Origin of the sequence: Curvibacter gracilis ATCC BAA-807, assembly GCF_000518645.1 — a bacterium.
GTDB classification, from domain to species: domain Bacteria; phylum Pseudomonadota; class Gammaproteobacteria; order Burkholderiales; family Burkholderiaceae_C; genus Curvibacter; species Curvibacter gracilis.
The window spans coordinates 24,223-44,839 of record NZ_JADZ01000004.1 but is presented as its reverse complement, the minus strand read 5'-3'; the positions used below and the strand labels follow the sequence as shown (position 1 = coordinate 44,839).

Annotated in this window: 19 protein-coding genes; 11 read left to right on the top strand and 8 right to left on the bottom strand. The window is 64.0% G+C overall.

Annotated elements, in window-relative coordinates; genetic code table 11:
- Window positions 1–19 precede the first annotated feature (19 nt).
- Window positions 20–2,662 (bottom strand): bifunctional diguanylate cyclase/phosphodiesterase, encoded by a 2,643-nt coding sequence (locus L880_RS0100215; protein ID WP_027473953.1) that lies wholly within the window; start codon window positions 2,660–2,662, stop codon window positions 20–22.
- Between the two features lie 451 nt (window positions 2,663–3,113).
- On the bottom strand, window positions 3,114–3,545 hold the full coding sequence (locus L880_RS0100210) for a DoxX family protein (RefSeq protein WP_027473952.1): 432 nt from the start codon (window positions 3,543–3,545) through the stop codon (window positions 3,114–3,116).
- 325 nt (window positions 3,546–3,870) lie between these two features.
- Between L880_RS0100210 and L880_RS0100205 the strand changes: the two genes are divergently transcribed.
- Window positions 3,871–5,655: a methyl-accepting chemotaxis protein gene (locus L880_RS0100205; RefSeq protein ID WP_027473951.1), complete on the top strand. Its 1,785-nt coding sequence runs from the start codon at window positions 3,871–3,873 to the stop codon at window positions 5,653–5,655.
- A 105-nt stretch (window positions 5,656–5,760) separates the two neighbouring features.
- On the opposite strand, the gene L880_RS31015 is transcribed toward L880_RS0100205, so the two are convergent.
- Window positions 5,761–6,681, bottom strand: a complete 921-nt coding sequence (locus L880_RS31015; RefSeq protein WP_084460838.1) for a dienelactone hydrolase family protein — start codon at window positions 6,679–6,681, stop codon at window positions 5,761–5,763.
- Between the two features lie 158 nt (window positions 6,682–6,839).
- On the opposite strand from L880_RS31015, the gene L880_RS0100195 reads away from it, so the two are divergent.
- Window positions 6,840–7,784: a LysR family transcriptional regulator gene (locus tag L880_RS0100195; protein WP_027473950.1), complete on the top strand. Its 945-nt coding sequence runs from the start codon at window positions 6,840–6,842 to the stop codon at window positions 7,782–7,784.
- A 121-nt stretch (window positions 7,785–7,905) separates the two neighbouring features.
- The gene (locus L880_RS0100190) at window positions 7,906–8,892 is read left to right on the top strand and encodes a Bug family tripartite tricarboxylate transporter substrate binding protein (RefSeq protein ID WP_245614847.1); all 987 of its coding nucleotides are present in this window, start codon (window positions 7,906–7,908) and stop codon (window positions 8,890–8,892) included.
- 25 nt (window positions 8,893–8,917) lie between these two features.
- On the opposite strand, the gene L880_RS0100185 is transcribed toward L880_RS0100190, so the two are convergent.
- Window positions 8,918–9,493, bottom strand: a complete 576-nt coding sequence (locus L880_RS0100185) for a nuclear transport factor 2 family protein (protein ID WP_245614846.1) — start codon at window positions 9,491–9,493, stop codon at window positions 8,918–8,920.
- Window positions 9,494–9,533: 40 nt separating this feature from the next.
- Here L880_RS0100185 and L880_RS0100180 point away from each other — a divergent pair, with 40 nt between their 5' ends.
- Entirely contained in the window at window positions 9,534–10,439 is a 906-nt protein-coding gene (locus tag L880_RS0100180) for a LysR family transcriptional regulator (protein WP_043328008.1), read from the top strand.
- A gap of 518 nt (window positions 10,440–10,957) precedes the next feature.
- On the opposite strand, the gene hppD is transcribed toward L880_RS0100180, so the two are convergent.
- The 3 genes from hppD to L880_RS0100160 form a co-directional block, all read right to left on the bottom strand.
- On the bottom strand, window positions 10,958–12,064 hold the full coding sequence (gene hppD / locus L880_RS0100170; protein WP_027473945.1) for a 4-hydroxyphenylpyruvate dioxygenase: 1,107 nt from the start codon (window positions 12,062–12,064) through the stop codon (window positions 10,958–10,960).
- A gap of 68 nt (window positions 12,065–12,132) precedes the next feature.
- Window positions 12,133–13,524: an FAD-binding oxidoreductase gene (locus L880_RS0100165; RefSeq protein WP_043328006.1), complete on the bottom strand. Its 1,392-nt coding sequence runs from the start codon at window positions 13,522–13,524 to the stop codon at window positions 12,133–12,135.
- A complete protein-coding gene (locus tag L880_RS0100160) occupies window positions 13,521–14,498 on the bottom strand; it encodes a Bug family tripartite tricarboxylate transporter substrate binding protein (RefSeq protein WP_043328004.1) in 978 nt (325 codons plus the stop codon). Before L880_RS0100160 ends, L880_RS0100165 begins: the two co-directional genes overlap by 4 nt.
- A 530-nt stretch (window positions 14,499–15,028) precedes the next feature.
- Between L880_RS0100160 and L880_RS0100155 the strand changes: the two genes are divergently transcribed.
- From L880_RS0100155 to L880_RS0100125, 7 genes are read left to right on the top strand one after another with little or no spacing between them, the layout of a single operon-like run.
- Window positions 15,029–16,195: an amine dehydrogenase large subunit gene (locus tag L880_RS0100155; protein ID WP_027473942.1), complete on the top strand. Its 1,167-nt coding sequence runs from the start codon at window positions 15,029–15,031 to the stop codon at window positions 16,193–16,195.
- Entirely contained in the window at window positions 16,195–16,773 is a 579-nt protein-coding gene (locus tag L880_RS0100150; RefSeq protein ID WP_051442904.1) for a MauE/DoxX family redox-associated membrane protein, read from the top strand. The genes L880_RS0100155 and L880_RS0100150 overlap by 1 nt, the downstream gene beginning before the upstream one ends.
- The gene (gene mauD, locus L880_RS0100145; protein ID WP_027473940.1) at window positions 16,769–17,374 is read left to right on the top strand and encodes a methylamine dehydrogenase accessory protein MauD; all 606 of its coding nucleotides are present in this window, start codon (window positions 16,769–16,771) and stop codon (window positions 17,372–17,374) included. The genes L880_RS0100150 and mauD overlap by 5 nt, the downstream gene beginning before the upstream one ends.
- Window positions 17,371–17,919: a methylamine dehydrogenase light chain gene (locus L880_RS0100140; RefSeq protein ID WP_019577691.1), complete on the top strand. Its 549-nt coding sequence runs from the start codon at window positions 17,371–17,373 to the stop codon at window positions 17,917–17,919. Before mauD ends, L880_RS0100140 begins: the two co-directional genes overlap by 4 nt.
- Window positions 17,920–18,399, top strand: a complete 480-nt coding sequence (locus L880_RS0100135) for a c-type cytochrome (protein WP_051442903.1) — start codon at window positions 17,920–17,922, stop codon at window positions 18,397–18,399.
- Entirely contained in the window at window positions 18,380–18,865 is a 486-nt protein-coding gene (locus tag L880_RS0100130) for a hypothetical protein (protein WP_051442902.1), read from the top strand. The genes L880_RS0100135 and L880_RS0100130 overlap by 20 nt, the downstream gene beginning before the upstream one ends.
- Before the next feature lie 55 nt (window positions 18,866–18,920).
- Window positions 18,921–19,247 (top strand): EthD family reductase, encoded by a 327-nt coding sequence (locus tag L880_RS0100125; protein ID WP_027473937.1) that lies wholly within the window; start codon window positions 18,921–18,923, stop codon window positions 19,245–19,247.
- A 355-nt stretch (window positions 19,248–19,602) separates the two neighbouring features.
- Here L880_RS0100125 and L880_RS0100120 read toward each other — a convergent pair whose 3' ends face one another.
- A complete protein-coding gene (locus L880_RS0100120; protein WP_027473936.1) occupies window positions 19,603–20,577 on the bottom strand; it encodes a Bug family tripartite tricarboxylate transporter substrate binding protein in 975 nt (324 codons plus the stop codon).
- Window positions 20,578–20,617 lie beyond the last annotated feature (40 nt).

Here is a 20,617-nt window from a genome sequence, read left to right as displayed (position 1 = left end):
ATCAGCCCAAGGTCGGCCGTCAACTCTGCAAGCTGACGGGCTCGACATCGACCTTGCCGGCGCGCAGCCAGGCCTCCAGCGCGCGCGCGGGCATGGGGCGGGCAAAGAAGTAGCCCTGCATGTGGAGGCAACCCTGGCGCAGCAGGAACTCGCGCTGCTCGGCGGTCTCGACGCCTTCGGCGATCACTTCCTTGTGCAGGCTGCCGGCGATGCCGATGATGGCCCGGGTGATGGCCGCGTCGTCGGCACTGCCCGGCAGGTCGCGGACAAAGGACTGGTCGATCTTGATCTTGTCAAAGGGCAGTCGCTTCAGGTAGCCGAGGCTGGAGTAGCCCGTGCCGAAGTCGTCCACCGACAGCTTGACCCCGAGCCCGCGCAACTGGGCCAGCAATTCGATGATGCGCTCGGTGTTGTGGATGAAGGCACTCTCGGTGATCTCAAGCTCAAGCCACCGGGCCTCCAGGCCTGACTCCTGCAAGGCCCTGGCCACCTGGTCGACCAGGTTTTGCTGTCGGAACTGCACCGCCGAGAGATTGACGGCCACCACCCTCGGCGCCAGCCCCTGGTCCATCCAGGCACGGGCCTGGCGGCAGGCCTCGCGCAGCACCCATTCCCCGATGGGGTTGATGAGGTAGGCCTCCTCGGCGATCGGGATGAAACGCGCCGGGGAGATCGGCCCTTGCTCGGGGTGGTTCCATCGGATCAGGGCTTCCAGGCCCAGCAGTTCACCGCTGGCCCCATCGACCTGGGGCTGGTAGTGCAGCTCGAACTCCTGGTTGCGGATGGCCTGGCGCAGGCTGTTTTCCAGGGCCACACGGACCATGATGTGGGCGTTCATCTCCGCGGTGAAGAATTGATAGGCCCCGCCACCAGCGGCCTTGGCCTGGTACATGGCCGTGTCGGCGTTCTTGAGCAGGGAGCCGATGTCCACCCCGTCGCCAGGGTAGGTGCTGATGCCGATGCTCACCCCGACCTGCAGCTCATGCCGGCCCACCTGGAAGGGCTTGGACACCACCTCGATCAGGCGCTGCGCGATCTGGGCCACCTGGGCCGGCCCGGTGGCCTGCTGCAGCAGCACGATGAACTCATCACCGCCCTGGCGGCTGACCGTGTCGCGGGCATCCAGGTTGGCCCGCAAGCGTTGTGCCACCTGCTTGAGCAGCTCATCGCCCACGTCATGGCCCAAGGTGTCGTTGATGTTCTTGAAGTGATCCAGGTCGAGAAACATCAGCGCAATGCCGGCCTGCTCGCCAACGGTGAGCGCCAGGGCCTGCGTCAGGCGCTGATGCAGTTGGGTCCGGTTGGGCAGGGCCGTCAGCGCATCGTGCGCGGCCAGGTCGCGGATGCGCTCCTCGTCCCGACGGATCTGGGTGATGTCCCGGGCCACGCCGGCCACACCGACCAATTGCCCGCTGGAGTCAAGCACCGGGGTGGAGATGTGTTCATAGCTGCGCCGGCTGCCGTCGGCGATGTCCTGCACCGATTCGCGGCGGCGCTGCTGCAGGCTGTTGAGGGTTTCGGCCTCCTGCCGGGACATCTCAGCGGCCACCTCGGCCGGCCAGATCTCTGCGACGGAGCGGCCGACGATCGCCTCCTCGGCCCGTCCGCTGGCGCGGCAGTAGGACTGGTTCACGGCAATCATGCGGCTGTTGCGGTCCGAGAGCCAGGCGGGGTCGGGCAGGCTGTCGAGCAGGGCCCGCGTGCGGTGCACCGTGGTTTCGTAGGCTTCCGTCATCCCCCGGGCCAGTCGCCGGGCTTCGTCATAGGTCCGCAGCCAGACCAGCACCCAGCCGAGCAGCACCAGGGCGAGAATCACCGCACTCAAGGCGGCCCAGAACACCTGGCGGTACCAGTTCGCCATGAACTCGGCGTGCTCCCACCCCACCAGCACATACAAGGGGTGGCTGCCGATCTTGCGCAGCGAAAACAGGCGCTCGACCCCGTCCACCGCTGAAGGCGCCGAGTAGATGGCTTCTGTGCGCCGCTCGGCGATCAGGCTTCGCAGCGCGGGGCTGCCGATGGGTTGGCCCAGGCGCTCTGGCGCTTCCGGAAAGCGGGCCACCAGGCGCATCTGGTCATCGAGCAAGGCCACGGTGCGGCCCGGCCCCAGCTTCAGGCCCTGGTAGAAATCCTGAAAATGATCGGCCCGAACCGCAGCCTGGACCAGTCCTGCAAACCGGCCTTCACGGTCATCGATGCGCCGGCTGAGGGTGATCACCCAGTTGTGGGTGATGCGGGCAAAGATCGGATCGGAGATCACCAGTTGCCCGCTGGGATCGGCCTGGTTCCTCAAAAAATAGTCACGGTCACGGATGCTGGCAGAGAACAGGGTACCGGCGGCGTCATAGATGAAGGCCCCCTCGGCATTGGCCACCCGCAGGCTCTGCGACTCGGTGATCAAGCCCAGGTACTTGGCCAGGGCGGCGTTGATGGCCCGGGGGTCGTTGCGCTCTGCCTGCAGGCTCTCGCCCAGACGGAGCTGGGTGGCCAGCAACACGGTGTCGATCTTCTGCACCGTGGCGGCGGCGTGGCTCTCCAGCACCTTGGCCAGGTTTTCCTGGCTGTGCTGAGCCAGTTCGAACTCACGATCATGCGATTGCTTGAGCCCCCAGGACATCAGGCCGATGTAGGTCAGCAGGGCCAACACCCCGAGCGCCACCATGCCGCCGCGGCGCCAGCGTTCGGCTGGCAGCTGTGCATCTGGAGGGCGACGGTGAAGGATGTTCTCTAGAAGAGCCACTGTTGGGTACCGTTGGGCCTGGATGGTGTGTTCTCAGACCCCGGCTGTCAAACGCAGCCCTCGGCTGACCGAGGCGCACGCTGCCGGACGCGGTGATGGACCTCAGAGGTTCAGGGTAGCCGGATATTGTGGCCGCGAATTGACCCACATCAAGACAGAACCAGGGGCAAGACACCCGGCTGGCGGGGCATGGAGGCTGCCTCACTTTTGAGCAGCCCAAACCAAGCCCTTTCAAATCAAGCACTTACGAGCACTTTGCAGCTGCAGGGCACGGCTTGTCCACAGCTTTATCCCAAGAATCCTGGGAGAAGTGCGGAGGCTTGACCGGGGTGGTGCCGCGCCACCCCCGGCATGCGTCCAGACGCGGGGCTGCTCAGCCCCGGCGGGCCCGGGCGTCCAGGCTCCAGGCGCCCGCCCCTTGGGCTGCCAGCACCAGCAGCCCGCCGACCACGGCGATGTTCTTGAAGAACAGCAACTGGGTCACATAGGCCTGCTCAGGGGCCACGCTCCAGAACGGGTGGAAGAAGAAGCTCGCGGCCAGGGTGAACAGCCCCAGCACCAGGGCGGCCCAGCGGGTGCCCCAGCCGGCCAGCAAGGCCAGGCTGCCCACGATCTCGACCGTCAGCGCCAGCGCGGCCCCCACGCTGGGCAGGGGCAGGCCAGCCGAACTGATGTAGCCCACGGTGCCGGCAAAGCCGGTCAGCTTGCCGATGCCAGCGGGTAGAAAGAGCACCGCCAGCAGCACGCGACCGGCGAGGTTGAGAGCGTTTTGCAGCGGGGTTTGATCAAGGTGGGTGCGGGACATGGTGTTTCTCCTGAAAGGGTTTACGTCAATGGCCGCCGGTGGATTGCACTCTTTTGCACGACGCCCACTCGGCATGGACGAACTGTATTGACGATCGGAAACAAGATAAACACATGTTTCACCAATGATTTGTCTCTGTTTCAGAGTCAATCGCTCCAAGATCGATGAAGGCAAGCACCCGTCACACCGCCATTGGGAGCTTGACTGCACGTTGATCGAGCAAGCCAATCACCACAACTCCAACCCGGGTATAGGGCCAAGTTGTCAGACAAATCCTCTTTAATGGGCGAATCAGTCTCCATTTATCAAAGAGAGAGAAAACTACATGGGATCCATTCAATTCAATCAGGTCAAAGTAGCCACCCGGCTGGCACTGGGCTTTGGTGCATTGCTGATCAGCCTGGTGCTGGTGGGGGCGCTGGCCCTGAGCAAGTTCTCGCTGCTGACCACCGAGCTGGACACCCTGATCAACAACCGCCTGGTCAAGGTCGGCCAGTTCACCGAGTTGAAAGACAAGCTGCAGTCAATTGCCCGCATCACCCGCACGGTGGCCCTGATCGAAGACGTGAAAGATGCGCAGGCCCAGGCCGACAGAATCCCACCCTTGCGGGCACGCAGCCTGGAGCTGCTGGCACAGCTCGACAAGACGCTGCTGCGGCCCAACGCCATTGAGCTGCTGAAGATCATCCAGAACAACCGCGAGGCCTACGACGCCGACATCGATGCCGCCATCAAGCTGGGCCTGACCGGCAAGCCCGAAGACGCCAAGGCCGCGACCGAGATCCTGCTGACCAAGGTGGCGCCTCGCCAGGACCTGATCTTCAAGGCGCTGGACGATTCGGTGGCCATGCAACAGGAACTGGCCCGAACCGCAGGGGCCGATGCCACGGCGGCCGTCTCATCGGGCACTGCCTGGGTGCTGGGCATCACCGGCATCGCCATCGTGCTGGGGCTGGTGCTGGCCTGGACGATTGCACGCAGCATCACCCGCGCCCTGGGTGCCGAGCCCGACGAGGTGTCGCAGGCCGTGACGCGCGTGGCAGACGGCGACCTGAGCTTCAACGTGGCGCTGCGCCCGGGCGACACCCACAGCATCATGGCGGCGGTGCAGCGCATGCAGACCAGCCTGGTGCAGGTGGTGAGCACCGTGCGCCAGGGCAGCGAGGCCGTGGCAGCCGCCAGCGCCCAGATCGCCTCGGGCAACCGCGATCTGTCGGGCCGCACCGAAGAACAGGCCAGTGCCCTCGAAGAGACTGCCGCCTCGATGGAGGAGTTGGGCTCCACCGTCACCCACAACGCCGGGAACGCTCGCCAGGCCAACCAGCTGGCACAGGCCGCCGCCGGTGTGGCCAGCCAGGGTGGTGCCGTGGTGGCCGAGGTGGTGGACACCATGAAGGGCATCAACGACAGCTCGCGCAAGATCGCCGACATCATCGGCGTGATCGACGGCATTGCCTTCCAGACCAACATCCTGGCCCTGAACGCGGCCGTGGAAGCCGCCCGGGCCGGTGAACAGGGCCGCGGCTTTGCCGTGGTGGCCGGCGAGGTGCGCACCCTGGCCGGGCGCAGCGCCGAGGCCTCGAAAGAGATCCGGCGCCTGATCCAGGACAGCGTCGAGCGGGTGGAGTCCGGCTCGGCCCTGGTGGACCGGGCCGGCGCCACCATGAGCGAAGTGGTGGGCAGCATCCAGCGCGTGAGCGACATCATGGCCGAGATCTCGGCCGGCAGCGCCGAACAGGCCCAGGGCGTGAACCAGATCGGCGAGGCCGTCACCCAGATGGACCAGACCACACAGCAGAATGCGGCGCTGGTCGAAGAGATGTCGGCCGCCGCCGACAGCCTGCGCGGCCAGGCCAACGACCTGGTGCAGGCCGTGGCGGTGTTCAAGCTCGCGGCCGGCAGCGGCGCTGCCCCGCAACGTGCGCCCACCCCACCACGGGCCCTGCCCGCCGCACAAGCATCCAAGGCACTGGGTCAGCGCCCTGCTCCGAAACAGGTGGCCAGTGCCCCCAAGGCACCAGGCGCCAGCCAACCCCAGGCACTGGCGATGGCCCCCAAGGCCCCGACCAGCCGGCCTGCCCCGGCAGACGACAACTGGGAAAGCTTCTGAGTGCGCCGCGTCATCCATCGTGCCCGAGCAACAGCCCCCGAGGGGGCTGCCCAGTCGGCAAAAGGGTGACAACACACAGCCTGCGAGAAGCCCTTTGATGGTCTCTCAAGCGTTCAGGAGGCTGAAGGCCTGCAGCCAACGAGCCACATGATCAAATGCCGCAGCGGCAGCCACGGGGTGGTAGGCTGCCGTGGTGCCTTTGACCACTTCAGGATCGGCGTAGCTGAACGGGCGACCCGAGCGCTGAAATTTCAACTGGCCCGGCGCCGTTTCCATGACGCTGCAGGCGCGCAGAGATTGCGCCTCCGGAGCCTGCACGGGGGGGGTGAACCCCTGCCAATCAAACACGTGATGGGCGCCAGCATGTGCCACCAAATCCACACGATGCCCGTGGGCCTGCAGGCGCTGCACATATGCGCGGCTTGCGGCGATGGGATTGAAGTCATCGGCCTCGCCGTGGTGGATCAGAACCGGGGCATCGGCCAGGTCTTCGTCTTCCAGGTAGTGAAAGCAGCAGTTCGGGTAGAAGGCGATATGGCCGGCAAACTTGAACTGCTGCCCCAGGTGTCTTTTCTGGAATCGACGCATGGCGGCATACAAGGCAGCCTGCCCTCCACGAGAAAACCCCATGAGCACAATGCGCTCGGGGTCCACCAATGGATGTGTGCTCAGGGTTTCCAAAGCCCGATAGGCGTCTAGAACCCCCACCAGGCGCCCGAGTTCACCTTGCTGATCCCGCACGCTCTGCAAGCCACGGCCACTGAAGCTGTCCACCAGAAAGGTCGCCCAGCCCCATTGATGCAGGCGCAAGGCCCAGGCATCGACGTAGGCGATGGGCCCACCCGACCCATGCAACAGGATCACGAGTGGTACCCTGCCCTGCCCTGTTGCAGGCACGCGCAAAACCCCTGCGATCATGGCCGGCGTCCCTGTCTCTGCGCGCAAGAACTCGGTGTCTTGCATGGTAAAACTTGAAAAAGGAATGACCTCGGTGCGGCCAACTGGAGTCATGGGCTTGCTCGGCATGTTTGTGCCCACGAAGTTAGGGCCAAACGGCAGCCAAGTCGAATGACCTGTTGTCTCGGGCACTTGAGCGCGAGCTCATGCCGAGGCCTGTTGGGCCCCAAAGCGCGCCTGGCCCTTCAAATCGATGAAAGCTCTGGATGAACACGTCGCGAGACCCCATGGACCGTTTTTTCAACGCCACCTTGCGCATGAATCACCTGCGCACCCTGGCTGCTCTTTGCCGATTGGGGCAGGTGCGAAAGGTGGCCGAATTTTTTCATGTCACCCAGTCGGCGATCTCCAAGCAAATTGCCGACATCGAGGACGGGCTGGGCGAAGCGATCCTGCGTCGCGAGGGAAACGCGGCGGTGCTCACCCCCATCGGACTGCGGCTGGCGCACCGGGCGATCGACATCCTCGAGCGGCTCGAATCGACGCGAAAGGAAATATCGGCGTTGCGTGTCGGCATGACGGGTCGGTTTGTGCTGGGCAGCGTTGCCACCGCGACAGCCTGGCCTGTGCCCCAAGCCATCGCCTTGCTGAAGGCACGAGCCCCCAACCTGGCCTTCTGTCTGGAGGAGGACACCGCCAACCAACTGCTTGAACGGCTGCAGGAGCGCGAGATCGACCTCGCCGTGGTGCGCATGTGGCAGCCCATCACGCGCAAAGGGCTGTCCAGCCGGGTGCTGATGGACGAGGCCATGGTGCTTGCCGTGGGGTGTACCCATGAGCTTGCGCAGATCCCCGAGCTGAGCTGGTCCGACTTGATGCGTTTCGATTGGATCGTCCCCAAGTCGGGGTCGGCGGCGCACGGGGCCTTGACGGCTTTGCTTGCCAGCCATGAACAGAGCTTTCCCGCTGCGGCCATCGAATCGACCTCTGTGCTGTTCAACCTGACCTTGCTGGCCGAGGGTCGTTTGATCGGACTCTTTCCGCAACAGATGGCGCAGCAATGGGTGGCTGAGGGGAAGATCGCCGTCTTGCCACTCGACACGGCGGGCTTGCTATCTGAAACCCGCGTGTTCTGGCGAAGTGATGAAGAAGATGCCACACGGAGCCTGGTGCTCGAATGCTTGATCGAGGCCAGTGGCCGCGCCGCCCCTGCCTCGTCCATGCTCCTCTGAGCGGGGTGGGTGCGGGCTGAGCACATGAGCGCAAGCTCACATGGACAAGAATTCAATTCAGTTGCGTGCCTGGACCCGGGTCAGTATCTTTTGCCGAAACCAATATCGACGGAGACTCCCCTTGAACACCACGCCCTCAGCTTTGCAACGTCGCCAGATTGTGGCCGCCACCCTGAGCATGGCGCTGCCCTGGCCTGTGCTGGCAGCCGGCTTCCCGAGCAAGATCATCACGATGGTCGTCCCCTACCCCGCAGGGGGTTCCACCGACACGCTGGGGCGCCTGCTGGCCCATGCACTGGGTCAGAATCTGAAGCAGACCGTCATCATCGACAACAAGGGCGGCGCAGGCACCGCGATTGGCGCCGCAGCCGTGGCCCAGGCGCCCGCTGACGGCTACACCTTGCTGCTGTCGTCGAACACCACGTTCACGATCAACCCAGGCCTGAAAGGCCGCCTGCCCTACGACCCGATCAAAAGCTTTGAGGCCATCGGTCTGATCGGCAGCTCACCCCTGGTGCTGTTGGCCAACCCGTCGCTGCCCTTCAACAACGTCAAGGATCTGGTGGCCTACGCCAAGAGCCATCCGGGCAAACTGAGCTACGCCTCATTCGGCAACGGCACCAGCTCACACTTTGCGGGCGAGATGTTCAAACTGATGACAGGGGTGGACATCGTTCACGTGCCCTACAAAGGCAGCGCACCCGCGATGCAGGACCTGATCGGTGGCCAGGTCGAATTGAGCTTCGATATCAATGTGGCTGCACGGCCCCATGTTGAATCGGGCAAGGTCAAGGCGCTGGCCGTCACATCGCGCAAACGCACCCCCTCCTTGCCACAAGTGCCGACCATGGCCGAATCGGGTTATCCAGACTATGAGATGGTGCCCTGGCTGGCCTTGGTGGGCCCGCGCGGTTTGCCCCCAGAAGCCCGCCAGGCACTGAGCAATGCCTTGGCAGACGTTCTGGCTCAGCCTGCCGTGCGGGTTGAATTGGAGAAGATCGGGATCGACATCGCATTTGCGCGCGGCTCAGCCTACGAGGCCAAAGTCAGTCAGGAACTGCCGCTGGTGCGCGCCTATGCGCAAAAAGCCAAGATCAGCGTGGACTGAATCAGCACGTGTGACGACCACGCCATCAGCGGCGCAGCGCCGGATCCCAATGCTCCACGATTTTTCCATCCCGGATCCGGAACATGTCAAACCAGGTGGTCTCATAACGTTGGGTGGCGTCTTTCGGATCCGGATACTCCCTGCCAAAAGTCAGGATGACCAAATCACGCTCGGCAACCATCGAGATCAAGGGCGCCTGGATGCTTGGCAAGATGGTTTGAGGCTTCTTGATTTTCGAGAAAAAATCGACAAAAGCCCTTCTGCCGCTTTGGACATTGGGATTATGTTGAATATATTCATCTGAAAGATAGCGCTCCGCCAACTCCATGTGACCCCCTTCAAAAACCTCACGCCAAAAATCAAAAACCAGGCGCTTGTTGGCTTCAAGCTGACTGTCACTGCTGCTGAGGAGCTTTAACTGCTCAGCGGCGGGTACAAATGCCATTTCGGCATGAACCACGCTGGAAAGAGGTGCCGCCAGGGCTGCCAGAAAGGTCAGATGGATGATGGGTTTGAACAGGGTGCGCATTGGAATTGAATAAGATGTCGATTGAAAATCCAGCCTGTCATTCTTCAATACATCCGACTTCGATTCAATCATTTTTCTGAAGCGCTCTGAAGTCTGACTTCAGAATATCGGCATGCATTTCACACTTCGTCAAACGGAGGCTTTTCTGGCTGTGGCTGCCGTGGGCAGCTTCACCCGAGCCTCAGAATTGCTGCACCTGTCCCCATCCGCTGTGAGCCAGCTCATCAATGAGCTGGAGACCGCGCTGGGATACACCGTGTTTGATCGGACGACCCGGCGCGTCGACCTTTCCGCTGCGGGTCGGGCCTTCATGCCATCTGCCGAGGCACTGTGTCGCCAGTTTTCATTGACGAAAATGGCCGCCTTGGACATCAAGAACCAGGCCAGCGGCCTGGTCCGTGTGGCGGCCCCCATGGTTGTTGCCTGCGTCATGCTGCCCAGGCTGATGGCGCAATATGCCCGCATACAACCGAACGTGGTGCTGCGACTGGTCGACTGCCCCGTGGAAGAGTTGGTGCTCAAGGTGGCCAATCGGGAGGTGGATCTGGCGATCGGGCCCGACCGGCCTGTCGGGCCCGAGGTCGAACGGGTGGAGTTGTACCCTAGCCCCTGGGTGGCATGGTGTGCGCCATGGCATCCGTTCGCACGACGCGCCTCGCTGTCCTGGAGCGACCTGGCATCGGAAAACCTGGTGGCCGCGGGGCGCGACTATGAAATTCACCTGAACTCCATCTTTCGGCAACTGCCTGTGCCGTTGCGGGCCACGCCATCGCAAGTGGTGAACAACGTGTCAAGCGCACTGGGGCTGGCCGCGGCAGGCCTTTGCTACACGATCACACCCAGCTATGTCGAGGCCTTGGCCTTGCCGCTGGGCCTGGTGATGCGCGAGATCACCTCGCCCATCGTGCTGCGCGAGATGTCGCTGTTCCAGCCTGCCGACCGCACCTTGTCCCCAGCGGCAGCGGGGTTTGGTGAGCACATCATTTCGGCCCTCTCGGGCCCCAGGCCCAGTGCCTGATGGGCGTCACTGGGCCGCATGGGTTTAGCGCATGAGGCAAGGCCTGGCGCTTGCGCTGAAAAGCAGACAACTCAGAATCGTCGGAGAAAATCATCGCCAATGCGAACCGATGGACCGCGGGTCATCTGGAACCAGCGCACCGCAGCATCTTGCATCTGACGCATTTCTGAGCTCGACAACCTGATCCCATGGATTCTCAGTGCGTCGTCAAGATCGGCCGTCAACTCGCCCCAAGCGACTTGGGCCATGAGAATTCGACGCAGTGCCACCCGCCAGTGCCCCCTGGCCAGACTTTGGCGTGCCATGTGCTCAAGCCACTCGAGGCTAGATGGATGGTGTGGCCGTGCCCCATGCCCAGCCTCTGGGAGGCTGGGCATTTTTCCATTCGCTGTCGCCCATCGCGTCTGCACATGGGGTGTTCGACCAAGAACTGTCATCGATCCAGGACTTTTCTGTCTGTCACCGGGCTGCCGGGTGTCACCCTGGGCAGACACCCGAAATGGCCCTCAAGATGCGATTCAGGGTGCCGGTGCATGGGCCGCTTCAAGCACCCCACGGCGAATCTGGTCTTTTTCCATCGATACGAACAAGGCCTTGAAGTTGCCTTCGCCAAAGCCATCACGGTAGTCGCCCTTGCGCTGGATGAATTCAAAGAACACGGGCCCGAGCATGGGCTGTGAAAAGATCTGCAGCAGCAGGCGGGGGGTGCCGCCTTCAGTGCTGCCATCCAGCAAGATCCCTCGGGCCTGCAGGTCTCCAACGGCCTGGCCATGACCGGGCAGACGCTTCTCCAGGTTGTCGTAGTAAATCTCGTTGGGCGCGGTCAGCAGGGGAATGCCGGCCATTTGCAACTGGTCAATCGAGTCCAGCAGGTTGTCCGTCAGCAAGGCGATGTGCTGAATCCCCTCGCCGTTGAATTGCATCAGGAATTCTTCAATCTGCCCCCCGCCCTGGCGTGACTCTTCATTCAGCGGGATGCGAATGAGGCCGTCCGGCGCGGTCATGGCCTTGGACGTCAGGCCCGTGTACTCGCCTGAGATGTCGAAGTAGCGGATTTCACGGAAATTGAAGAGCTTCGAATAGAAGTCGGCCCAATAGGCCATGCGACCCCGGTACACGTTGTGCGTGAGGTGGTCCACCACCTGGAAGCCATGGCCCGTGGGGTGCGGGTCCACACCGGGCAGAAACTCAAAGTCAATATCGTAGATGGACCTGCCCTCCTCGAAGCGATCGATCAGGTACAGCGGCGCCCCCCCGATGCCCTTGATGGCCGGCAAACGAAGCTCCATCGGGCCGGTCGGAATCTCAACCGGCTGAGCCCCCAAGGCCAGCGCGCGCTTGTACGCCTTGTGCGCATCACGCACCCGAAACGCCAGCCCACAGGCTGAAGGGCCATGCTCGCTGGCAAAGAAGGCCGCATGACCCGGCTCATGGTTGACGATGAAGTTGATCTGCCCCTGGCGGTAGAGCACCACATTCTTTGAGCGGTGCCGAGCGACCAGCGAAAAACCGAGTTTCTCGAACATGGGTTCCAGAATGCCGGGCTGGGGCGCTGCGAACTCGACAAACTCAAAGCCGCACAGGCCCATCGGGTTGATCGTCTCGTCTTGGTCTTGATCTGTCATGGTCTTCTCCTGAAAAATGAAGGGGGCTCCGGGTGAGCCGGCCCTGTGTCAAAGGGGGGGTCGATGTCTTATTTGTCTGCGGCAAACACCCGTCCGGGATTGAGAATGCCCTGGGGGTCCAACATGGCTTTGAGGCGACGCATCAACGAGATCTCTGCCGGCGAGCGGCTGTGATGCAGGAAGTCACGCTTGACGACGCCAATCCCGTGTTCCGCCGAGATGCTGCCTTCGAACGCCCCAATGCAGCGATAGACCAGGTTCTCTGCATGCTCCAGATCGGCATGGTTGGCGTAGGGTCCGCTGATCAGGTGCAGATTGCCGTCACCCAAATGCCCAAAGAACAGGTGTTGCTGATCCGGGTGGGCCGCAGACAACTCCACTTGCAGGCGTTCGACCAACTCGTTCATGCGCGTGATGGCCACGCTCACATCAAAGGTGGCGCAGGGCCTGACCAGCGAGAGCAACTCGCTCACGCCTTCTCGTATGCCCCAAAGCTCCTCATGCTGCGCGCCGGTCTGGGCCACCACCGCATCGACCACCAGCCCGGCCTCGATGGCCTGCTCAAGAAAGGCCTCCATGGACTGACTGGCGCCAGACCGGGCGTCTGCCACCGACTCCACCAGAACATAGACCGGATGCCTGTCACTCAGTGGCGATTTGCTGCGCTTGGCCTGCAGACTGGCCTCAAAGTAGCCCTGCCACATCACTTCAAAGGCGCTGAGGCCCAACAGGCTGACCTTTGCATGGCGCAGCAGGTGCAGTGCGGCATCAAAGCTGGGCACGCCACACAGCACCGTGCACTGCTCGGACTGCTGTGGCGCCAGCGCCAGAGACAGGCGGGTGATCACCCCCAGCGTGCCCTCACTGCCGATGAACAGCTGCTTCAGGTCGAAGCCGGCATTGTTCTTGATCACGCGGTCGAGCATGGTGAGCACGGTGCCATCGGGCATCACCACCTCCAGCCCCAGTATCAGGTTGCGCATCATGCCGTAGCGCAGCACCCGGCTGCCGCCGGCATTGGTGGCTGCGTTGCCGCCCAACTGGCACGAACCACGGGCCCCCAGGTCGAGCGGAAAGGCCCAGCCCTGCTCAGCGCAGCTTTGCTGCAGCTTCTCCAGCGTGACGCCGGCCTGCACAAGCACCGTTCCCGCGACCGAATCCAGGTCTTCAATGGTGTCCAGCCGGGCAAGCGACAGCGCGATCTCGCCTTCCATCGGGTTGGCCCCTCCGGCCAGTCCGGTCAGCCCGCCTTGGACCGCCACCGGACAGCCGAACTCGTGGCAGATGCGCAGCGCAGCAGCCACTTGCGCCGTGTCAGCCGGCAACAGCAAGGCCCGTGGAGGGGCGGCGCTGGCATCGCTCCAGTCGTGGGTCTGCCGAAGCTGCAGGCGTTCACCGGTGAGAACGCCGGAGACACCGAGCGCATCGGTCAGGCGGTCAATGATGTTGGGAGGGTTCATGATTCAGCCGTGAAGTTGATGGACTTGACGATCGGGCCCCAGCGCTCGTAATCCGTCTTGAGTCGCGCCGCCAGCTCCGCAGCGCTTGAAGAAGCCGCTTGCAAGCCCATGGCGGCCAGGCCGTCGACGATGTCAGGGCTGGCCAACGCAGGGCGCAATGCGGCATTGGCGCGCTGGACGACATCCGGCGCGGCGCCGGCGGGCAGAAACAAGCCAAACCACTCGGAAAACACCATGTCCTTCAAACCCTGCTCGGTGAGGGTGGGCACGTTTTTCACAAAGGGGTTGTGTGTGGCGCCACTCGTTGCCAATATGCGGCACTTGCCGCCTGCGAGGTGCGGCAGAAAGTCCCCGATCGGGCCCGACACGGCGGGCAGTTGGCCACCTATCATGTCCAGAATGGCAGGCTGGGTTCCACGGTAGGCAATGTGGGTCAATTCAACCCCCGCTTGCTTGCCGAGCAACACGCCAATGAAATGGGGCACCGACCCTGCCGCGGGTGAACCGAAGGCGATATGGTTGGTGGATTTGGCCCACGCCAGATATTGAGGCACTGTGGTGACTGAAGTCGGCACCGCCGGGCCCACGGCAAAGCCAAAATCAAACACACAGCCGATCGACACCGGGGACAAATCCTTCAAGGGTTCGTAGGGCAGCTTCTTGTAAATATGGGGGTAGATCCCCAGCATGGACATCGGCGTCTGCAGAATCACCGAGCCATCGCCAGGCAGACCCTTCATGGCCTGGATGGCGATCTGGCCGCCGGCACCTGTGCGGTTGTCGACGAACACCGAGCGTCCATAGCTGCCGGTCAAACGTGTCGCCAGGCGACGGCACAGGGTGTCCGAGGTGCCCCCAGCCGCAAATCCGGTGATGATCCGGACCGCATCGAGCGCACTGCCCTGGGCGCGGAGGAAGGCCCCCGGCAGCAGGGCTGTGGTCGCCGTCAGGGTCTTGAGAAAGCGGCGGCGCATGGGGGAGCGCGCGCCTGGCGTGCTGGGAATCGACATCTTTGTCTCCTTGGAATAATGAAACCTTGCCTTGCATTGGCTTCAGTGGCCGGATTTTGAAAGAAATCCAGCGGGAGAATCAGCACATTTTCTGAAAGACTTTGAAGACCGCCTTCAAAGTACCGATGCAGACCGCACCCGATTCAAAAACAGGCCTGTTTTCCAAAGTCGATTCATCGGATTCAAAAATAATGCTTCATCCGACGGCATGAAGAGCTCTTTCAACCCACCCAAAATGGAATTGCTTGAATGCCCGATTGAAACTGATCGAATAAAGCATATTCATGCTCGGCCCAAATCGCGTGATGGGGATGGCGCACCGAAGCCATGGGCCATGGCGCCAGGGCGCCAACCCCGTGGCCGGCCCAGCCCCGCAGGCACCGTGCCCGCGCAGTCTTGCCAAAACCGGATAACCCCCCGCCGCGCACCCGACCTATCTTCTGAGCCTGCGCCAGCCCCTCGGCTGAGCCTCTGAAGAAAGGACCGGTCTGCGCATGAAACCCTCCCGTCTGGCCCGCCTGGGTGCGGGCTGTCTGGCCACCTGCTTGGCTGCAGGCGCCCTGGCGGCGGATCTGCCGAACGAACGGCAGACCATCGCCAAGCTTGACCCCGACGCCACCCACCGCGTCTATCTGGCCGACTTGACCTTGAGCCATATTGCCGACAACCGTCTGCATGTGATCGATGGCCAGCGCATGCGCTACCTCAGTGCCATGAGCACCGGCTTTGCCGGCCAGGTGGCGCTGTCGCCCGACCGGCGCGAGCTGTATGTGGCCACCACCTACTACCCGCGCCTGTACCGCGGCCAGCGCAGCGATGTGGTGGAGGTGTACGGCACCGACGACCTGGTGTTCCGGCACGAGATCGAGATACCGCCCAAGCACGCCCAGGCCATGAACATCCGCGCCACGCTGGCCCCCAGCGCCGATGGCCGCTGGCTGCTGGTGCAGAACGCCACCCCCGCCAGCAGCGTGAGCGTGGTCGACCTGCAAGGGCGCAAGCTGGCCTCCGAGGTGCCCACCCCCGGCTGCTGGGGTGTGATCCCCTGGCCCGAGCAGCCCAACCGATTCTCGACCGTGTGCGGCGACGGCACCTTGGCCACCATCGAACTCGACGACGCCGGCCAGGCCCGCCCGCGCAGCGCCCCGGTGGCCTTTTTTGATGCCGACACCGACCCGGTGTTCATCCACTACGAGCGCAGCGGCAACACCCTGTACTTTGTGAGCTACGGCGGCCAGGTGCACCAACTGCAGCTGAAGCCCGAGGGCGTGCAGGTGCAGCCGGTGTGGTCGCTGCTGAGCGCGGCCGAGCAAAAAGCACGTTGGCGCCCCGGCGGCATGCAGCTGTTTGCCATCGACCCCGAGCGCCAGCGCCTGTTCGTGGGCATGCACGCCAAGGCGGTGGACGGCTCGCACAAGAACCCGGCCCAGCAGATCTGGGTGTTCGATCTGGAGCGGCAGGCCCGCGTGGCGCGCTGGCCCGGGCACAACGCGGTGTCCATGGTCTTCAGCCCGGCGGCCACGCCCCGGCTGTTTGTGCTCGATGGCGCAGGCAACCACCTGCTGGCGCTCGACCCGCGCAGCACCAGCGCCCAGCGCAGCACCACCCTGGGCCGGCTTGACGCCGTGGGCGAGACCCCGATCTACCTGGAGGTGCAGTGATGCTCGACACCGTCAACGCCGCCCTCCCCTGGCTGGACCCGGTGCTGTCGCACGCGGCAGCGGCCAGCCTGGCCCTGGTGCTGCTGTTCGGCGCACTGACCAAGCTGCGCGACCTGAGCGCCTTTGTGATGGCCACCGAGGCCTACGGCCTGCTGCCGCCCGTGCTGGTCAGCCCGGTGGCACATGCGCTGGCCTTGAGCGAAGCGGCGGCCGGCCTGCTGTTGCTGCCCGTCTCCACCCGTCCGCTGGGCGCCGCTCTGGCCCTGGGCGTGCTGGGGGTGGCCAGCAGCGCCGTGGCGCTGGCCCTGCGCCAGGGGCGCAGCATCGACTGCGGCTGCGGTGGCTACGGCAGCCGCGGCAGCGGCCTCACGCTGTCGGGCGCGCTGCTGTGGCGCAACGCCGCCCTGCTGGGCCTGGGCCTGGCCGCGCTGGCGCCGCTGGCCCCCCGCCCGGTGGGCTGGGCCGATGGCCTGGCTGCCTGCGCCGCCGCCCTGTTTGCCATCGGCCTGTATGCCGTCACCAACCAACTGTTGAGCAACCAACCCCGTCTTGCCGAATTGAGGAACAACCATGATTGAAACCCTGATCATCTCCAACGTGTTGGCCTGGTGCGCCGTGATCGCCCTGGTGGTGGTGGTGCTGGCCCTGTCGCGACAGGTGGGCATCCTGTACGAACGCATCGCCCCCATGGGCGCCCTGATGATGGATTCGGGTCCCGCCGTGGGCTCGCCAGCACCGCGCCTGAGCCTGCCGCAGCTGGGCGGCGGCACCCTGGAGCTGGGTGCCCCCGCAACGCACAGCACCTTGCTGTTCTTCCTGTCGCCCACCTGCCCGGTGTGCAAAAAGCTGCTGCCCATCGTCGAGCGCATCCGCCGCGACGAGGCGCCCTGGCTGCGCGTGGTGCTGGCCTCGGATGGCGAGCAACCCGAGCACGAGGTGTTCCGCCAGAAGGCTGGCCTGGGCCACTTCCCCTACGTGCTGTCGCACGAGCTGGGCATGACCCTGCGCATCGCCAAGCTGCCCTACGCGGTATTGATCGACAGCCAGGGCGTGTTGCGCGCCAAGGGCCTGGTGAACAGCCGCGAACAGCTCGACAGCCTGTTCACCGCCAGCGACCTGAAAGTGGCCTCGGTGCAGGATTTCATTGACCAGAAGCTGCTGCACAAGGAGGCCGCATGAGCCTGCTCGACTGGTTTGATCGCCTGGCAGAGCGGCGCAGCCGCCAACTGGCCAGCCACACCTCGCGGCGCAGTGCCCTGGTGCGAGTGAGCCGGGTGTTGGTGGCCAGCGCCTTCACGCTGCCCGTGTTGCCCTTTGACCGCAGCAGCCAGGCCCTGGCTGCCGAACACAATGCTGCCAGCAAGCGCAAAGGCCCGCCCACCGAAACCGATTGCGACTACTGGCGCTACTGCGGGGTGGATGGTTTTCTGTGCTCGTGCTGCGGTGGCAGCGCCACCAGCTGCCCACCGGGCACCACGCCCTCCAAGGTGGCCTGGGTGGGCACCTGCCACAACCCGGCCGACGGCAAGGACTACCTGATCAGCTACAACGACTGCTGCGGCCGGGGCGCCTGTGGCCGCTGCCTGTGCAACACCAACATCGGCGAGCGCCCAGGCTACCGCATGGGCCTGCACAACGACATCAACTGGTGCATGGCCAACGACAGCTCGGCCTTCCACTGCACCACCTCGATCATCGTCGGCGTGGCAGAGAAGGAGAGTTGAATGCGCTGGTTTCATTCCAAACGGACCACACTGGCCAAACTGGCCCTGCCCGCCACCCTGCTGGCCTGCACCCTGGGCACCGGCGCCCTGGCCGCCGACGGCCAGGCGGTCTACCAGCAGGTGTGCGTGGCCTGCCACCAGGCCGGGGCGGTGGGCGCGCCGGGCCTGGCGCCGTCACTGGTCGGCGCGGTGGCGGCACGGGCCGGGCAGCCGGCCATGCGCCAATACCTGGCGCTGGTGCTCACCCACGGGCTGCAAGGCCGCATCGTGTCGGAAGGCCAGACCTTCAACAGCGTGATGCCGGCACAAACCCAGCTGTCTGACGAAGAACTGGCCGCGGCCCTGAGCCATGTCGTGCGAGACCTGGCCGGCCGGGCCGCCGTGCCCGCCTTCACTGCGGCCGACCTGGCCCAGGCCCGGGCCAGCACGGTCAGCCCCAAGGCCCTGAGGGCGCAACGCGATGCGGCACTGGCGCCCTGATCCCCTGCCAGGTGTCACCCGGCTGGCCAGCGCACTGCTGCTGGGCACCGCGGCCCTGCTGGCCACGGTGCCCGCCTCAGCTGCACAGCCTGCGTCAGCCGGCACCCCCGCGCTGAACTACCGCCTGCACTGCATGGGCTGCCACCTGGACGACGGGAGCGGCATGCCGCAGCGCGGCATCCCCAGCATGAAAGGCGTGTTGGGCCATTTTTTGCGCCTGCCCCAGGGCCGCGCCCTGATCGTGCAGGTGCCGGGCGTGATGAACACCCCCCTCAATGACCGCCAGGTGGCCCAGCTGATGAACTGGATGCTGGGCCAATGGGCCGGCGACAGCCTGCCCCCCGGTACCCCGCCCTACTCGGAGGCCGAAGTGCGACAACTGCGCAGCCACCGGCCCAGCGATGTGGCGCGTACACGGGGCGATGTGGTGCAGCAGCTGCGGCAGATGGGGTATGTGATCGAGTGAATGCGGCCGGAGGTGACCAGGTCGCGACTACCATGCGATAACAGGAGAAACCGCGATGATCAAAGTCAGTGTCATGTATCCGTACGTAGCAGGTGCGCGATTCGATCATGCTTACTACCGCGAGAAGCACATGCCCATGATGAAACAGCGACTCGGCGCCGCATGCCTGTACTACACGGTAGACAAGGGTATCGCAGGTAGTGCTGCAGGCACTGACCCGATTTACGTGGCCAAATGCGACTTCATCTGCACCTCTATCGAAGCTTTCCAGGCAGCCCGAGACTCTCACGCACAGGAGATCAGGGCAGACATCGCCAATTACACGGACATACAGCCCGCTCTGCAAATCAGTGAGGTGGTGGTGGAGCGTTCGGACATCTGACCCAGGGTCGACGGCATAGAGATTCCTCCCTTGATGCACTGAAGCTCAGTGGTAACTGGCCCTGCGTCTGCTTTGTGGTGTTGAGTTCTCGAGAACGATCAACAAAAAGCGGGCCCCAAGCAGACTCCGCTGAGACCGAACACTCCGAGTTATCACCTCAGTCAATCTGCTCTCGGGTTTTCAGGGCGGTATCTGGCGGTTCTGGGTTCTGAACAGCGCGTCGACAACTGCGTCATCATCTCTTACCTGGGTCCGCGAGCAAGCGAGTAAGGCTGCAAGCAGGTTCGATCGACGGAAGCTGCTGATGCGAATCACTTGACCTGCCTCCTCAACCGGCTCCGCATCAAAGTCAACATCACTCAGGTTTAAATCCAGCAGCCTTCAGAAGTTCGCTGCCCTGCGAGATTTCCGAGCCGATATAGCGCTGGAACTGCTCAGGGGTCTCGGTGACAGGCTCGATGCCCAAGGCGCTGAACCCACCCGAGCGGCCGATCTCGGCCACCGCGGCATTGATCGCCTTGTTCAAGGCCAAGACCCGCTCAGCTGCGGTGCCACGGGGCGCCCAGACGCCGTACCACGAGGCGTAGGCGTACCGGGCCAGACCGCTCTCGGCCATGGTGGGCACCTCAGGGGCCAATGCGCTGCGTTTGCTCGAAGTGACTGCAATCGGCCGCACCTTGCCCGACTTGGCCAAGGGCAACAAGGAAATCATGGAATCCAACAGCAGGTTCACATGCCCACCGGCCACATCCACCAGGGCCGGTTGCGTTCCCTTGTAGGCCACATAGGTGAAGTTGACCTGCCCCATGCGGGCCAACAACAGCGTCGCCAGGTGACTGGGGGCGCCGGAGGCGGGGATGCCGGCCGTCCACCCCTCCGGCTTGGCGCGAGCAGCCGCCAACACGTCTGACAGCTTTCTGGCTTCCAGCTCAGGTGCAATCACCAGCATCAGGGGGGCTTCGCCGACCCGGGCGATCGGCGCAAAGTCGGTCTGTGGGTCGTAGGGTGGGTTCTTCAGCACCTGGCGCGCATAGATGTGGGTGGCGGCCGAAAACAGCAGGGTGTAGCCATCGGCGGGCGAGGTCTGGACGTACTTGCCCCCCAGGGTGCCACTGGCGCCGGCGCGGTTCTCGACAATGACCGGCAGGCCCAGCTGCTTGCCGAGTTGGTGGGCCAGCAGCCGGGCCGCCGAATCCACACCACCACCGGCGGCAAACGGCACAACGATGCGCAATAGGCGATCGGGCTCCGGAAAAGCAGCCGCCTGGGCCACGATCGGGCTGGCCAGGGCCGCCAAGGCGCCCAACACCTGTCTTCTCGATGTCTTCATCTCTGTCTCCATATTCTTGTCACGCTATCAGTTCAAGCCG

Bases quoted from the DNA above. Each gene is read 5' to 3' on its own strand.
- L880_RS0100140 (WP_019577691.1), top strand. From the start codon at position 17,371: ATGAGCCTGCTCGACTGGTTTGATCGCCTGGCAGAGCGGCGCAGCCGC.
- L880_RS0100120 (WP_027473936.1), bottom strand. From the start codon at position 20,577: ATGAAGACATCGAGAAGACAGGTGTTGGGCGCCTTGGCGGCCCTGGCC.
- L880_RS0100185 (WP_245614846.1), bottom strand. From the start codon at position 9,493: ATGATTGAATCGAAGTCGGATGTATTGAAGAATGACAGGCTGGATTTT.
- hppD (WP_027473945.1), bottom strand. From the start codon at position 12,064: ATGACAGATCAAGACCAAGACGAGACGATCAACCCGATGGGCCTGTGC.
- L880_RS0100180 (WP_043328008.1), top strand. From the start codon at position 9,534: ATGCATTTCACACTTCGTCAAACGGAGGCTTTTCTGGCTGTGGCTGCC.
- L880_RS0100125 (WP_027473937.1), top strand. From the start codon at position 18,921: ATGATCAAAGTCAGTGTCATGTATCCGTACGTAGCAGGTGCGCGATTC.
- L880_RS0100130 (WP_051442902.1), top strand. From the start codon at position 18,380: ATGCGGCACTGGCGCCCTGATCCCCTGCCAGGTGTCACCCGGCTGGCC.
- L880_RS0100210 (WP_027473952.1), bottom strand. From the start codon at position 3,545: ATGTCCCGCACCCACCTTGATCAAACCCCGCTGCAAAACGCTCTCAAC.
- L880_RS0100135 (WP_051442903.1), top strand. From the start codon at position 17,920: ATGCGCTGGTTTCATTCCAAACGGACCACACTGGCCAAACTGGCCCTG.
- L880_RS31015 (WP_084460838.1), bottom strand. From the start codon at position 6,681: ATGCCGAGCAAGCCCATGACTCCAGTTGGCCGCACCGAGGTCATTCCT.
- L880_RS0100150 (WP_051442904.1), top strand. From the start codon at position 16,195: ATGCTCGACACCGTCAACGCCGCCCTCCCCTGGCTGGACCCGGTGCTG.
- L880_RS0100155 (WP_027473942.1), top strand. From the start codon at position 15,029: ATGAAACCCTCCCGTCTGGCCCGCCTGGGTGCGGGCTGTCTGGCCACC.
- L880_RS0100195 (WP_027473950.1), top strand. From the start codon at position 6,840: ATGGACCGTTTTTTCAACGCCACCTTGCGCATGAATCACCTGCGCACC.
- L880_RS0100215 (WP_027473953.1), bottom strand. From the start codon at position 2,662: ATGGTGGCGCTCGGGGTGTTGGCCCTGCTGACCTACATCGGCCTGATG.
- L880_RS0100205 (WP_027473951.1), top strand. From the start codon at position 3,871: ATGGGATCCATTCAATTCAATCAGGTCAAAGTAGCCACCCGGCTGGCA.
- L880_RS0100165 (WP_043328006.1), bottom strand. From the start codon at position 13,524: ATGAACCCTCCCAACATCATTGACCGCCTGACCGATGCGCTCGGTGTC.
- L880_RS0100160 (WP_043328004.1), bottom strand. From the start codon at position 14,498: ATGCGCCGCCGCTTTCTCAAGACCCTGACGGCGACCACAGCCCTGCTG.